This window comes from Rhodobacteraceae bacterium Araon29, assembly GCA_039640505.1.
Lineage (GTDB): Bacteria > Pseudomonadota > Alphaproteobacteria > Rhodobacterales > Rhodobacteraceae > CABZJG01.
The window spans coordinates 2,864,684-2,878,306 of sequence record CP046865.1 but is presented as its reverse complement, the minus strand read 5'-3'; the positions used below and the strand labels follow the sequence as shown (position 1 = coordinate 2,878,306).

Annotated in this window: 12 protein-coding genes; 5 read left to right on the top strand and 7 right to left on the bottom strand. The window is 54.6% G+C overall.

Annotated elements, in window-relative coordinates; genetic code table 11:
* Positions 1–2: 2 nt before the first annotated feature.
* From GN278_13855 to trpS, 3 genes are all read right to left on the bottom strand, one after another.
* The gene (locus tag GN278_13855; GenBank protein XAT61742.1) at positions 3–458 is read right to left on the bottom strand and encodes a universal stress protein; all 456 of its coding nucleotides are present in this window, start codon (positions 456–458) and stop codon (positions 3–5) included.
* Between the two features lie 72 nt (positions 459–530).
* Positions 531–1,400 (bottom strand): branched-chain amino acid aminotransferase, encoded by an 870-nt coding sequence (locus GN278_13850; GenBank protein XAT61741.1) that lies wholly within the window; start codon positions 1,398–1,400, stop codon positions 531–533.
* A 129-nt stretch (positions 1,401–1,529) separates the two neighbouring features.
* Positions 1,530–2,573 carry a tryptophan--tRNA ligase gene (trpS, locus tag GN278_13845; protein XAT61740.1) on the bottom strand — a complete coding sequence of 348 codons (1,044 nt, stop codon included), beginning with the start codon at positions 2,571–2,573 and terminating at the stop codon, positions 1,530–1,532.
* Between trpS and GN278_13840 the strand changes: the two genes are divergently transcribed.
* Complete coding sequence (locus tag GN278_13840; protein XAT61739.1) at positions 2,550–3,335, top strand: rhomboid family intramembrane serine protease; 786 nt, start codon at positions 2,550–2,552, stop codon at positions 3,333–3,335. The genes trpS and GN278_13840 overlap by 24 nt on opposite strands.
* On the opposite strand, the gene murJ is transcribed toward GN278_13840, so the two are convergent.
* From murJ to GN278_13825, 3 genes are read right to left on the bottom strand one after another with little or no spacing between them, the layout of a single operon-like run.
* A complete protein-coding gene (murJ, locus tag GN278_13835) occupies positions 3,332–4,891 on the bottom strand; it encodes a murein biosynthesis integral membrane protein MurJ (protein XAT61738.1) in 1,560 nt (519 codons plus the stop codon). The two genes, GN278_13840 and murJ, sit on opposite strands and share 4 nt — an antisense overlap.
* Complete coding sequence (locus tag GN278_13830) at positions 4,888–7,680, bottom strand: [protein-PII] uridylyltransferase (protein ID XAT62680.1); 2,793 nt, start codon at positions 7,678–7,680, stop codon at positions 4,888–4,890. Before GN278_13830 ends, murJ begins: the two co-directional genes overlap by 4 nt.
* Entirely contained in the window at positions 7,661–8,833 is a 1,173-nt protein-coding gene (locus tag GN278_13825; protein XAT61737.1) for an ABC transporter substrate-binding protein, read from the bottom strand. The genes GN278_13830 and GN278_13825 overlap by 20 nt, the downstream gene beginning before the upstream one ends.
* Positions 8,834–8,915: 82 nt before the next feature.
* On the opposite strand from GN278_13825, the gene rsmI reads away from it, so the two are divergent.
* The 4 genes from rsmI (at position 8,916) to GN278_13805 (ending at position 12,066) form a co-directional block, all read left to right on the top strand.
* Entirely contained in the window at positions 8,916–9,782 is an 867-nt protein-coding gene (gene rsmI, locus GN278_13820; protein ID XAT61736.1) for a 16S rRNA (cytidine(1402)-2'-O)-methyltransferase, read from the top strand.
* Positions 9,718–10,128 (top strand): hypothetical protein, encoded by a 411-nt coding sequence (locus tag GN278_13815; GenBank protein XAT61735.1) that lies wholly within the window; start codon positions 9,718–9,720, stop codon positions 10,126–10,128. The genes rsmI and GN278_13815 overlap by 65 nt, the downstream gene beginning before the upstream one ends.
* A gap of 77 nt (positions 10,129–10,205) precedes the next feature.
* Positions 10,206–11,141, top strand: a complete 936-nt coding sequence (gene gshB / locus GN278_13810; protein ID XAT61734.1) for a glutathione synthase — start codon at positions 10,206–10,208, stop codon at positions 11,139–11,141.
* Between the two features lies 1 nt (position 11,142).
* Positions 11,143–12,066: an alpha/beta hydrolase fold domain-containing protein gene (locus GN278_13805; GenBank protein ID XAT61733.1), complete on the top strand. Its 924-nt coding sequence runs from the start codon at positions 11,143–11,145 to the stop codon at positions 12,064–12,066.
* Here the strand turns inward: GN278_13805 and GN278_13800 are convergent.
* Entirely contained in the window at positions 11,933–13,546 is a 1,614-nt protein-coding gene (locus GN278_13800) for a YifB family Mg chelatase-like AAA ATPase (protein ID XAT61732.1), read from the bottom strand. The genes GN278_13805 and GN278_13800 overlap by 134 nt on opposite strands.
* Between the last annotated feature and the right edge of the window lie 77 nt (positions 13,547–13,623).

Here is a 13,623-nt window from a genome sequence, read left to right as displayed (position 1 = left end):
TTTTAGGTGATCGCCTCAAGCCGTTCCTTGGATAGGTTTCCCGGTACGATGGTAAACGGAATGGGCAGCGAGCCAGAGCTTTTTGTCAACTGGGTGACCAAGGGCCCGGGGCCTTTGCTATCTGTACCAGCGCCCAGCACCAAAACACCAATTTCAGGGTCGTCGTTGACCTGCGCTAGAATTTCGGGCACCGGCTCGCCTTCGCGTATCACCAACTCGGGGTCAACCCCCTGACGGTCACGCATCCATTTTGCGAACACTTCAAAATGGGCATTAATACGCTCTCGCGCTTCTTCGCGCATAATATCGCCGACGCCAATCCAATGGTTAAACTCTTCGGGCTCAATCACTGCCAACACTTCGACACCGCCGCCTGTGTGCGCCGCGCGCAGGGCTGCAAAGCGCATTGCATTCAGGCACTCTTGACTGCTATCTAGAACGACCAAAAATTTCCGCATAAATGACGCCTCCTTAAATTAAATCATGCGCCAAGTTGCACGGCAGCGCAACGGGGCATTTGAGTTGGAATTTTAGAGCTTGCCTTCTGCGCTGGCCCAGTCCCAATACATTTCGCGCACGCGGCGGGCAATGGGTCCGATTTGATATTGCTGCTCATCAAAGGCCGTTACCGGCGTGACTTTGTGCATATTGCCGGACAGAAACACTTCGTCGGCGGCCTCAAAGTCTTCAAAGCTAAGAACACATTCATGCACCTGGGTGCCATCCTGCCTTAAATTAGTCATATGCCGGGCGCGGGTGATGCCAGCCAGAAACGTACCATTGGCAATAGGTGTAAACACTTCGCCATCTTTGGCCATGAACACATTGGATGTAGCGGTTTCGGCCACATTGCCCATGGCATCCGCAACCAAGGCATTGCCAAAGCCCTTGCTGCGGGCCTCGACCAACATTCGCGCATTATTTGGATAAAGGCAGCCTGCTTTTGCATCAACCACTGCGCTTTCTAGAACCGGCCGCCGAAACTGGGTACGGGTCAAGGTCACGCTTGCTGCCGCATCTGCGAGCGGAATTTCTTCAAGGCAGATGGCAAAGCCTGTCAGTTCGGATTGCGGTACAATGGCCGAAGCATCACCATCAATGCCCCAATACATCGGTCGGATATAAACCGCCGCATCGGCGGCATAGGCGGTCAGCCCTTCGCGAATAATAGTGACCATTTCAGCGGCGCCGACGGTCGGGGTAAGCATCAGCGCGCGCGCCGAATTGTTGACCCGTTCGCAATGGGCGAGCACATCGGGCGCGAGCCCGGAAACCGAACGCGCACCGTCAAACACGCCCGAGCCGAGCCATGCCCCATGATCGGCCGCTTTCATGATCGCGACATCGCCGTCATGCCAGCGACCTTCAAAATATGTGCGGATATTGGTTCCTGTGGCCATGGGCTATCCTACTTTATCTATTCCTGCGTTCGTTGCGGCCACACTTGGCCGCAGTTTGCAGCAGAGTGCAAAATTGCAGCCCCGGGTGCAAGCCTTGGATTGCAGCGCGGCGCTGATGCGCCGCTGCGGTCATCCGGCGTTTAGCAGCCCCATGATGTCATAGGTCTGCTCAATGATCGGGCTGGCAATGGCGCGGGCGCGCGGTGCGCCTTCGGCAAGAATGCGATCAATTTCGGCCGGATCTTTCATCAAACGGGTCATTTCCATGGATATCGGCGACAGGATTTCCACTGCTCGTTCGACCAGAATTGGCTTGAACTCGGAAAACTGTTTGCCGCCCACGTCACCCAGCACCTCAGGGACGCTTTGATCGCCAAGCGCAGCGTATATCGCCACCAGATTGCGCGCCTCGGGCCGCCCTTCCAGACCGGCCTCTTCCGAGGGCAGCGCATCGGGGTCGGTTTTGGCTTTGCGGAACTTTTGCGCAATGGTGTCGACGTCATCGCCCATATTGATCCGGCTCAAATCAGAGGGGTCAGATTTTGACATCTTTTTTGACCCGTCGCGCAGGCTCATCACGCGCGCTGCAGGCCCGCCAATCACCGGCTCGATCACCGGGAAAAAATCAACCCCAAAATCATGGTTGAACTTGATCGCAATATCACGGGTCAGCTCAAGATGCTGCTTCTGATCATCGCCCACCGGCACATGGGTGGCATGATAGGCCAGAATATCTGCCGCCATCAGGGCCGGATAACCAAACAGCCCGAGCGAGGCATTTTCGGCATTTTTGCCAGCTTTGTCCTTGAACTGGGTCATGCGCTTCATCCATCCCATGCGGGCAACGCAATTAAATACCCAGGCCAGTTGCGCATGCTCTGGCACAGCGGATTGGTTAAACAGGATGGATTTGGCCGGATCAAGACCGGCAGCAATGAAAAACGCTACCCCCTCGCGGGTGTTATAACGCAATTCGTCTGGATCTTTTTTTGTGGTGATCGCGTGTAAATCCACCATGCAGTAAATGGTTTCGAAATCTTCCTCTTGCATCTGCACAAAGCGTTTGATCGCGCCAAGGTAATTGCCCAGCGTCAATCCTCCCGAGGGTTGTACCCCGGAAAAAACACGTTTGGTAAATTTATCGAGCGAATGCGTTTGGACCGCCTCCGACATATTCATTCTCCATCTGGAAGTTTCTGTTCAACTCGCTTACCCATAGCGATGTGTCCCGTCAAGCAAAGGTCCGGCCGAATGTCCGAAAATCAACCGCCCCCAGCTATTAATCCTATGCCGCCTGTTGTGACGGCCCTATTTTTGGTCATTGCGCTGGTGGAATTTATATTCCTTATGGAAAGCTATGGCTTATTTGGTGGTCAGGGGGGAAGTAGCCTCCGTGTGAATGCGATCGAAAGTTATGCGGTGAATACAGCATTGCTTGCCTGGATGATTGAGAACCAGAATTACCCATTGGGGCATCTTGCGCGGTTTGTGAGCTATTCGTTTATTCACGTCAGCACATTACAGGCCGCCGTGGCCTGCGCGCTTTTTCTGGCCATGGGCAAAATGGTGGGTTCGGTGTTTTCCGCAGTTTCGGTTTTGCTTGTTTTTGCGCTGTCAGCAGCGCTTGGAGCCATGGCATTTTGTCTGGTGCAGCCCGAAGGCGGATGGCTTTTTGGCGCGTATCCTGGAATTTACGGCCTGATTGGCGCTTATACTTTCCTGATGTGGGTTACACTCAAGGCTCAGAACGGACGGCCCTCCCAAGCATTTTCGCTGATCGCCCTGCTTCTGGCGATCCAACTGGTTTTTGGCATAATCTTTGGCAATACATTTCACTGGGTGGCAGAATTGGTTGGGTTTCTGACTGGCTTTGGCCTGTCGTTCTTTTTCATGCCCGGCGGGTTCAGGCGGGTTATTGACTTCCTTAGACGTTAGCCATTGCGGCGCAGAGCCTGACGCAACTCAGCACCGGAAAACGCGCCCGCGACACTGCCAAGGCCGCCATAGGCCGATATTCCAGCAAGCACCAGAAAGACAGCAAAACCGATCCTTTCCAATGTCGTGCTGACCCAAGGATCAAGCGTTGCCGCCACTGCCCAAAGCAAAGCGCCCATGCCTAGCGCTGCAATTGTGATGCGCGGCAACCGTGCCTTGAAACGAGCATCAAACTGCGCAACTGCGCCGAAGCGGCGGGTGCCCAGCATCAAGAGCACCACCAATAGCCAGGCTGACACAGTGGTGGCTATTGCCGGTGCAACCCAACCCACGATTGGCATTAAGCCCACTGCGAGGGCTGCGTTGACAATCATCGAAACCACTGCGTAGCGAAATGGTGTTTTGGTATCCTCACGGGCAAAATAAACTGGCTGCAACAGTTTTTGCAGAACGAAAGCCGGCAAGCCAAGACCGTAGATCGCAGTCGCCAGCGCCATTGCCTCGGCGGCGGACCGGCCTGTGGCCCCATGTTCAAACAGGGCAGAAACAAGGGGCAGCGGAATAACGCACAAAGCTATAGCTGCTGGCAGGGACAGCGCCAGTGTAATTTCACCTGCGCGTGAAAAAGCCGTGCGCGCGCCGTCATCATCGCTGGCTTGCAGCCGGCGCGACAACTCAGGCAGCAGTACAATGCCCACGGCAATGCCAACCACCCCAAGCGGAAGTTGATAAAGACGGTCCGCGCCATAAAGCCAGCTTACCGCATCGGCGTATTGGCTAGACACGAGCTGCCCGACCAACAGGTTGATCTGCATCACCCCGCCGGCCAGTGCGGCAGGAATTGCCACCTTGACCAGATGCCGCATTTCAGGGCTAAGCCGAGGTCGGCCGAGGGTGATTTTCAAGCCTGCACGCCAAGCTGCCCACCACAAAAGCCCCAGTTGCACCGCCCCTGCTATCGGGACCGACCAGATTAAAAATAAAATGGCCGAACGGCCCAAAGCCCAGGCCAAGAGAAGCGCTGCGATGATTAAAATGTTTAAAAACACTGGCGCGGCGGCGGCCATGGCAAAGCGGCCTTGAGCATTCAGCGCACCTGACAAAAGCGCCGCAAGCGAAATCAGAAGGATATAGGGAAACATCACCCGCCCATAGCCCACGGCCAGATCAAAACGGTCATCGCCGATAAACCCGCCCGCGGTCACCCACACAAGGGCCGGCATAAAGATCATCGCAAGCGCGGACAGCAGCAGAAGGACAAATCCAAGACCGCCCATGGCTTGGCTGGCAAATCCAAGCGGATCATCATTGGCTTCGAGCCGTTTTGAAAACAGCGGCACAAAGGCGGCATTAAACGCGCCCTCTGCGGTAAAGCGGCGAAACATATTAGGCAGGCGGAAGGCCACGATAAAGGCATCCAGCAGCGGTCCGGCGCCAATTAGAGCATAAAGCAGCACTTCGCGGCCCATGCCCAGAACGCGGCTAAGCAATGTCCAAACGCCGACGGTCATAATGTTGCCGGCCAGTTTGACAGGGTGTGACCGCTTCGTTGTCATCGCACAGCCCTCTGGGCACCGCTTTCTATGGCGTCGCGCAACTTCCGCTCCAGCGATTGCTGTTTGCTGGCACTGTGGAATTTTAAGCCAAACATGTCTTTGACATAAAAGCTGTCAACCACCTGTTCGCCGTAGGTCGCAATCACCGCTGAATTAATGTAGACATTCGCGTTGGCCAGCGTCCGCGTAAGATCAAACAAAAGCCCCGGCCGATCACGGGTGTCGACCTCAATAATGGTATAAATTTCTGATCCTTCGTTATCAAAGGTGATTGAGGTAGGCACTTTAAACGCGCGTTCGCGCTTTTTAATCTTATCTTTGTCTTTGATCGCATCGCGGGCGACAACTTCGCCTTTGAGCGTTTTTTCGATGATCTGCTGCAAGCGCGGCAATCGGGCAGCATCATAGGGGTGCCCTTCGGCGTCTTGTATCCAGAACGCAGCGGTGGCGTAGCCGTCTTTTGAAGTGTAACTGCGGGCATCTACCACATTGGCGCCCAGAAGCGCTAGAGCCCCCGCCAAACGGGAAAATATCCCGGGATGATCGACCAGAGCAAAACACACCCGGGTGGCATCACGGTCGGTATCGGGGTGAAGATCAATACGTATTTCATCCTCGCCGATATTTTTCAATAGTTGGGCAAACACCGCATGGGCGGTCACATGCAGACCCTGCCAATAGGGTGGATAATGCCGGCCGGTTTCGGTTTTGAGGTCTTTGGCGCTCCAGCTTGGCAGCGCAGCGCGCAAGTTTTGTTTGGCCTCTGTGCCGCGCGTTTCGCGGTTCAGCGCTTCTTGACCGGTTTCCAAAGCGCGTAGGGTTTGCCGGTAAAGCGCCCGGATCAGCGCGGCTTTCCAGTTGTTCCACGTATCGGGGCCAACGCCGCGGATGTCACACACGGTCAAGACCGTTAGCAAATCCAAACGTTTTACTGTTTGCACCGCTTTGGCAAAGTCTCGCACCGTACGCGGATCGGCGATATCGCGTTTTTGCGCCATGTCGGACATTAATAGGTGATAGCGCACCAGCCATTCGGCGGTGTCCACATCAGATTTGCTAAGCCCCAGTCGGGGGGCAACTTTGCGGGTGATCTTTGCCCCAAGAACTGAATGATCTTCATTTTGCCCTTTGCCGATATCATGCAATAAAAGCGCAATATAAATCACTTTGCGGTTGATCCCCTGCTTCAGGATTGAGCTTGCCACCGGCAGCTCTTCGACCAGTTCTTCGCGCTCAATCTGGGCCAGATTTCTGATACATTGTATCGTATGCTCATCTACCGTGTAGCTATGATACATATTAAACTGCATCATTGCGACAATGGGTTCAAACTCGGGAATAAAAGCCGCAAGCACCCCAAGTTCGTTCATCCGCCGAAGGGCGCGTTCCGGGTTGCCATGGCGCAGCAGTAAATCAACAAATATCTGCTGCGCTTCGGGATCTTTACGCATCTTATCATCTATCAAGTGCAGATTTGCGGATACCAGCCGCATGGCATCGGGATGGATTAGCAGGCCAGTGCGCAGAGCTTCTTGGAACAGGCGTAAAAGATTAAGCGGATTTTGCAGAAATGCATCCGGCGTTTTGATCGACAGCCGGTTATGTACTACCTGATAATCGGGTCGCACCGTTGGCCGTCTGCGAAATATGCGGTCCAGTAACGGCTCTCCTTTGGCATGAATGGCCTCAAGCGCGGTTAGAAAAATCCGCGTTAACTCACCCACTCCGGTCGCGTGGCGAAAATACTCTTGCATGAAAATTTCAACGCCGCGGCGGCCTGCGTGGTCGCGATAGCCCATGCGCTCGGCCACCTCAACTTGCAGATCGAAGCTCAGTTGGTCGGCCGCACGGCCTGCGATGAGATGAAGATGGCCTCGAACTGCCCATAAAAAGCCCTCAGCGCGCTTAAACTTCTGATACTCTTCGGGGCGAAAGACGCCCAAATCCACCAAATCTGCGGCCGAGTCGGCGCGGTGAACATATTTTGCAATCCAATAAAGCGATTGCAAATCGCGTAGCCCGCCTTTGCCCTCTTTGACATTGGGCTCGACCATATAGCGCTGGCCGCCCTGTTTGATGTGCCGCGCGCCGCGCTCTTGCAGTTTGGCCTCGATAAATTCGCGCTCGGTGCCGGAAAACAAATCGGACCATAACCGTGCGTTTAGATCACCGCTTAAAGTCTCATCGCCGCATATCCGGCGATTTTCCAGCATCGCCGTTCGGATCGTGTAATCATCTTTTCCCAGCCGTAGACAATCTTTGACCGTCCGTGATGAGTGGCCGACTTTTAACTTTAGATCCCACAGCATATAAAGCATGCTTTCAATCACGCTTTCGGCCCAAGGGGTCAGTTTATATGGTGTCAGAAACAGTAAATCCACATCTGAATAGGGTGCCATTTCCCCACGGCCGTAGCCGCCAACGGCAATCACAGATAACCGCTCACCCTCCGTTGGGTTGGGCAATGGGTGCAGCCATTGGGTGGCAATTTTCCATACTGTTTGAACCAGACAATCGGTCAAATATGTGTAAGACCGGGTCAGTTCATGCGCAGCAGCTGGTGTTTCCTCAAATGCTTTGGCGATTGCTATCCTACCGGCTTTTTGCCGCGCGCCGAGGTCTTCTACCATACGCGCGCGCAAGCCTTTTGAGCTTTTTGAGCTTTCGACTGCCTCAGAAAGGGTTTCGGCCGTAGCCCTTAGGTCAAAAATCTGAACTGGATCACAAATAAGTTGCACGCTCTGGTGTGCAACTTCAATGCGATAGTGATCAGAAACTAGGGCGGTCAAAGGTGCTTGGGGCTGGGTCAAGGATTACCACACGTTTGTTAAAGACTTTGGCAACGGCGAGGCCGCGTTCGTTTGTGCCTTCGCCGTTGAGCCGGAAAATACCGTCAACTCCCTCAAAACCAGCCGTTTGTGTCAAGACCGAGCGGTCGAATCTATCACTTTGCCCTGCCATCAACAGGGCTCCGATGGCGGCAATACCATCATAGGCTAGCCCAGCAAGTTGATGCGGCTGTGCGCCATAGGCTTCTTTGTAACGAGCGTAAAAACGTTCGGATTTTCGATAGTCGGGTAGGGCAAACCAGCCCCCCTGAACCCCGGGCAAAGCCAAATTTTGGGCTGGCACATCCCAACGTGCCAGACCTGCAAACTGTACCTTGTCGGGCTGCACACCGGCTTCGGGCAGCATTTGCATCAACAGCCCAAGCGCCCCGGCCGTGGTCGAGGTTAAAAAGATCAGATCGGCTTCTTCGATCTCAACAGCTGCACGAATCAACGGCACAGCATTCACTACGCCGTCTTGGGAAAATTCAAAGCTTTGGGTGGCCACGATTTCAAGCGGCGTATCCATCGCCGCACGCTCAATGGCCAATCTTCCAAAACTGCCTTCGACATTATTTGGGTGCACGATAACCGCCCGCATTTTGCCCTGCGACGCGGCAAATTCAACAATCCGCTTGGCGGTATTGTCAAAAGTCTTGCCAAGAACAAAAACATTGCCGCCCGCAATCGCACTATTGTTTGAAAAGCTAAGGATATTCACGTTTTTGTTGGCAACAGCCAAGCCTGCGGCATTCGCAGCCCCGCCATAAAGTGGACCAATTATAATTTTGGCCCCTTCTTTGACGGCTCTTTGTGCCTGACGCGCCGCAATATCGGTATTTCCAGCGGTATCATAGACCCGAAGATCAATTTTCACTTTGCCAAGATCGGCGACAGCAAGTCGCGCGGCATTTTCTAAACTGGCTGCGATTGGTGCGGTGGCCTCGGCGCTGCTTGGGATCAACAAAGCCACTTGCACGGGATCGGCCATATATTCGCCCTGACCATCGGTCAATCTGTTGGTTTCAAGGCCGCATGCAACGAGGAAAAAACTAAAAGAAATAATGCCAAAAGCCCGCAAGCGCTTGCAGATATATAAAATAATGTCAAACATAGGTGTCAACTCCGTCACGGATGGCTGTATCACAGCCATTTTCAAAACGCGATAATAAAGCTCAAAAAAAGCGGGTTTAGAGGTGAATCACAAGACTGTCAATTTAGCGCCTGGTTTGTACTTTGTTGCAACTCCTATCGGCACGGCTCGCGATATAACACTCCGCGCCCTGGATATTCTGGCAAATGCTGATGTGATTGCGGCCGAAGACACGCGTAGCATGCGAAAACTGATGGATATTCACGGCATTGCATTGGGGGATAGGCCTCTTTTGCCGTATCACGACCATAATGGCAAAACCATGCGCCCGAAGCTGCTTGAGCACTTGCGTCTAGAAAAATCAGTGGCCTATGCGTCAGAGGCAGGTACGCCCCTAATTGCAGATCCCGGTTTTGATCTTGCGCGTGACGCAGCAAATAAGGGGCATCTTGTGACAACAGCGCCGGGGCCCTCTGCCGCATTAGCAGCCCTGACCTTGGCAGGTCTGCCAACGGATCGGTTTTTGTTTGCCGGGTTTTTGCCGAATTCGAAAAACGCGCGGCGCGGCCAATTGCAAGCGCTGGCTGATGTGCCTGCCACATTGGTGTTTTACGAATCGCCCAAGCGGTTGGCGGCCATGCTGGGCGATGCTGCTGAAGTGCTAGGCGGGGACCGCAGCGCCGCCTATTGCCGCGAGCTGACCAAAAAATTTGAAGAGGTACAGCGCGGCACGCTTGCCGGGCTTGTGGAGCGGACCCGCTCTTTAACGGTCAAAGGCGAAGTTGTGGTACTTATCGACCGCGCGGCTTCAGGCTCTGTTAACCAAGACGACATAGTGTCGGCCTTGCGCGGCGCGTTGCAAAGTATGAGTGTACGCGATGCCGCCGAAACCGTGGCCCAGGCTTATGGGCTGCCAAAACGTAAAATTTATCAGATGGCGCTGGAATTTGATAAGGAAAAAGACAGGTAAACACGCCTATCTTGACGGTCTTGCGGCCGAGCAACAGGTTGCAGCGCACTATCAAAAACGTGGCTATCAACTCAAACACACCCGTTGGCGCGGTGCGGGGGGCGAGATTGATTTGATCTTTTTTCACTCCGAAGTATGGGTGTTTGTCGAGGTTAAGCGGGCGCGGGATCATGCCTCAGCTGCCAGCCGGTTAAACCGCAGTCAAATTCAAAGGATGTTTCAAACCGCCGAAGAATTCTGCCAAACATTTGCCCAAGGCCAACTTTGTGACATGCGCTTTGATCTGGCGCTGGTGAATGCCGAAGCCGATGTGGAAATCTTGGAAAATGCGCTTTACAGTGATTGAGGATTGTTGCCGCCCACCTATTGCTATTGCCGCGCCGGTTGGCCATTTAAAGGCAAGTCAACGTAAAGAGGTATGTTTTGAAAATCGCATTTCAGATGGATCCAATCGGGCCGATAGACATCGCAGCGGACAGCACATTCCGGCTTGCCGAAGAGGCGCAGGCGCGCGGACATGAGCTGTTTTACTACACTCCGGACCAGCTGGCGTATCAAGAAGGCCGGCTGACCGCACGCGGATGGCCACTAAAAGTTCAAAGGGTTGTGGGCGATCACGCGCTTCTGGGCGATGAGCAAGAGGTAGATTTGGCTGATTTCGATGTGATCTGGCTGCGTCAGGACCCGCCCTTTGATATGCATTATATCACCACCACGCATTTGCTGGATCGGGTGCATCCCAAAACGCTTGTGGTCAATGATCCGTTTTGGGTGCGCAATTACCCCGAAAAACTGTTGGTGCTGGAATTTCCGGAACTTACCCCGCCAACCACAATTGCCCGTGATTTGGGCACCATCAAGGCCTTCAAACAAAAGCACGGTGATATCATCGTCAAACCGCTTTATGGCAATGGCGGCGCCGGCGTGTTCCGGCTGGATCAAAATGACCGCAATCTGGCATCGCTGCATGAGCTATTTACCGGGTTTTCACGTGAGCCGTTGATTGCGCAAAAATTTCTGCCAGCGGTGAGCAAGGGCGATAAACGGGTGATCTTGGTCGACGGCGAACCGGTCGGGGCGATCAACCGCGTGCCAGCGGCCGGGGAAACCCGCTCGAACATGCATGTGGGCGGGCGGCCGGAAAAAATTGAGCTGAGCGCGCGCGATCTTGAAATTTGCCTCGCCATCGGCCCGCTGCTGCGCGAAAAGGGGCAGATATTTGTCGGCATTGATGTGATCGGTGAATACTTGACCGAGATCAACGTTACATCGCCCACAGGGATACAAGAGCTTGAGCGCTTTGACGGGATCAATGTGGCGGAAAAAATCTGGCAGGCGATCGAAAGCAAAAGAGCCTAAGATGTCCCTGCGGCGGCAGATTTTAAACTTTGCGCTGCGGTGGTTTGAAAAACCCTATTTGCGCCGAGCTGATCCGCTGGATTTGCGCGAAAGGTTTGAAAAGATGGCGCGGTTTTGGTTTCGGCCGCCGCGCGGGGTGACATTTACGGGGCGCAGTTTTGCCGCGCCATCCGGCCAAAGAGAAGCGCTTTGGATCGCCCCAGAAAACCCTACAGCCAATTCGGTCATTCTTTATCTGCACGGCGGTGCATTTATATTTGGCTCGCCCGATACACACCGCGCAATGCTGGCCAAGCTCGCTCAACTTAGTGGAAGCATGGCCTGTCTGCCGCGCTATCGGCTGGCGCCCGAACATCCGTTTCCGGCCGGATTAGATGACGCGCTGGCCGCCTATCAAGACCTTTTTGAGCAGGGCTACAGGGCCGATCAGATCATCCTTGGCGGCGACAGTGCCGGCGGCGGTTTAGCCCTTTCCTTGTTGCATGCACTCATCGCTGACGGTCAGCCTTTGCCAGCCGGAGTATTTTGCCTTTCCCCTTTAACCGATTTGACCTTTTCGGGCAAAAGTTGGGTCTACAATGCCGAACGTGAAGTGCTGCTTACGGCTGAAAGGGCCAGTGAGTTGGTTGCTATGTACCTTGGGGAAAACGATGCAACAGATCCGCGCGCCTCGCCGCTGTTTGGCAATTATACCGGTGCGCCGCCGATCTACCTCACCGTAGGAGATAGTGAAATTTTGCTAGATGATACCCTGCGAATGGCTGAAAAATTGCGCCAATGCGGCGTTGATGTTAGCTGTGACGTCGCGCAAGATTTGCCGCATGTCTGGCCCCTATGTCAGGGTCTTTTACCCGAGGCTGATGCCAGTTTGGCGCAGATCGCTGATTGGATTGTGGCCCGTCTGCGGGTCCAAGCCGATAGCTGACAGCTTCGGCCAGATGCGATTTGCAGACCTGATCACTGGCCGCCAGATCGGCAATTGTGCGGGCCACCCGGCGCACCCGATGATAGCCACGCGCAGACAGTTGAAACCGCTCAGCGACCGTGCGCAAAAGCTGCTGTGCCTCTGGCGCAAGTTTGAGCGCCGCCTCCAAAGCCTCGCCGCCGGCATCAGCGTTTGTTCGGATCATCTCGTGGGTTTTGTACCGCTCGGTTTGACGCTCCCGCGCCGCATGCACGCGGCGCGCAATATCCGCCGAGCTGTCCCCGTTGGCGGGCAGATCAAGATCGTGAAACGACACCGGTGGGACATCAAGCCGCAAATCAAATCGGTCCATGAGCGGTCCGGAAATACGCCCAAGATAATCTGCCCCGCAAATCGGGGCACGCCCGCAAGCGCGGTTTGGATCGCTGAGATGGCCGCATTTACAGGGGTTTGCTGCAGCGATCAGCATAAAGCGGCAGGGGTATTTCACATGGGCATTTGCCCGCGCAATCATCACGCTGCCAGTTTCGATCGGCTGGCGCAGGGTTTCTAGAAGGTTGCTGGGAAACTCGGGAAATTCATCCATAAACAAAACGCCATTATGTGCCAGCGAAATTTCCCCTGGCTTTGCGTTGCGGCCACCGCCAACAATTGCGGCTGTCGATGCGGTATGATGCGGTTCTCGAAACGGTCTTTGGCGGCTGATCCCGCCATCTTGGGTGAGACCAGCCAGCGAATAGACCATCGATGTTTCCAAGGCCTCGACGGGCGACAGGGGCGGCAAAATCCCCGGCAGCCGCGCAGCCAGCATTGATTTTCCGGAGCCGGGCGGACCTACCATCATCATATGATGGCGTCCCGCAGCCGCAATTTCAAGCGCGCGCTTGGCCCGTTCCTGGCCTTTGACTTCGCGCAGATCAGGACCCATATGCAAAGGGGTCATTTCGCCCGGCTTGGCCGGTTCAATCGGACGTCGCCCGTTCAGATGATGGATCATTTGCAAAAGATTTGGCGCGGCGATCACCTTGGCTGCTTCAACCCAAGCTGCCTCGGCGCCGCAGGCCGCAGGGCAGTAGAGCGCTTTGCCCAGTTCGGCCGCTTTGAGCGCAGCAGGAAGCGCGCCGATCACCGGATTGAGCCGGCCATCCAAAGATAGCTCGCCTATGGCAATCGCTTCGCCAACCGCATCGCGCGGCACCACCTCTAGCGCTGCCAAAAGCGCAAGCGCGATTGCCAGATCAAAATGGGATCCGGTTTTGGGCAAATCCGCAGGAGTAAGGTTAATGGTGATTTTTTTAGCCGGAAGCGCCAAAGACAGATCATTGAGAACAGCGCGAATTCGGTCGCGGGCCTCGCTCACAGCTTTGTCAGGCAGGCCGACAATAGCAAAACCCGGTAATCCGGGACTGATTGCACATTCCACATCTACCTCGCGCGGCTCCATACCTTCAAAGGTCACAGTGTGGGCGCGGGTGATCATAAAACAAAAGCCATGGCCAAAACAGTTTTTGGCCAAATGATTTAGAAATGGTTAATTTCGGATGCTTGGAGCAAAGG

Excerpts from the sequence above, each read along its gene's own strand:
- GN278_13825 (XAT61737.1), bottom strand. The coding sequence starts at position 8,833 with ATGTTTGACATTATTTTATATATCTGCAAGCGCTTGCGGGCTTTTGGC.
- GN278_13840 (XAT61739.1), top strand. The coding sequence starts at position 2,550 with ATGCGTTTGGACCGCCTCCGACATATTCATTCTCCATCTGGAAGTTTC.
- GN278_13855 (XAT61742.1), bottom strand. The coding sequence starts at position 458 with ATGCGGAAATTTTTGGTCGTTCTAGATAGCAGTCAAGAGTGCCTGAAT.
- murJ (XAT61738.1), bottom strand. The coding sequence starts at position 4,891 with ATGACAACGAAGCGGTCACACCCTGTCAAACTGGCCGGCAACATTATG.
- GN278_13850 (XAT61741.1), bottom strand. The coding sequence starts at position 1,400 with ATGGCCACAGGAACCAATATCCGCACATATTTTGAAGGTCGCTGGCAT.
- GN278_13805 (XAT61733.1), top strand. The coding sequence starts at position 11,143 with ATGTCCCTGCGGCGGCAGATTTTAAACTTTGCGCTGCGGTGGTTTGAA.
- GN278_13800 (XAT61732.1), bottom strand. The coding sequence starts at position 13,546 with ATGATCACCCGCGCCCACACTGTGACCTTTGAAGGTATGGAGCCGCGC.
- trpS (XAT61740.1), bottom strand. The coding sequence starts at position 2,573 with ATGTCGGAGGCGGTCCAAACGCATTCGCTCGATAAATTTACCAAACGT.
- GN278_13815 (XAT61735.1), top strand. The coding sequence starts at position 9,718 with ATGGGCTGCCAAAACGTAAAATTTATCAGATGGCGCTGGAATTTGATA.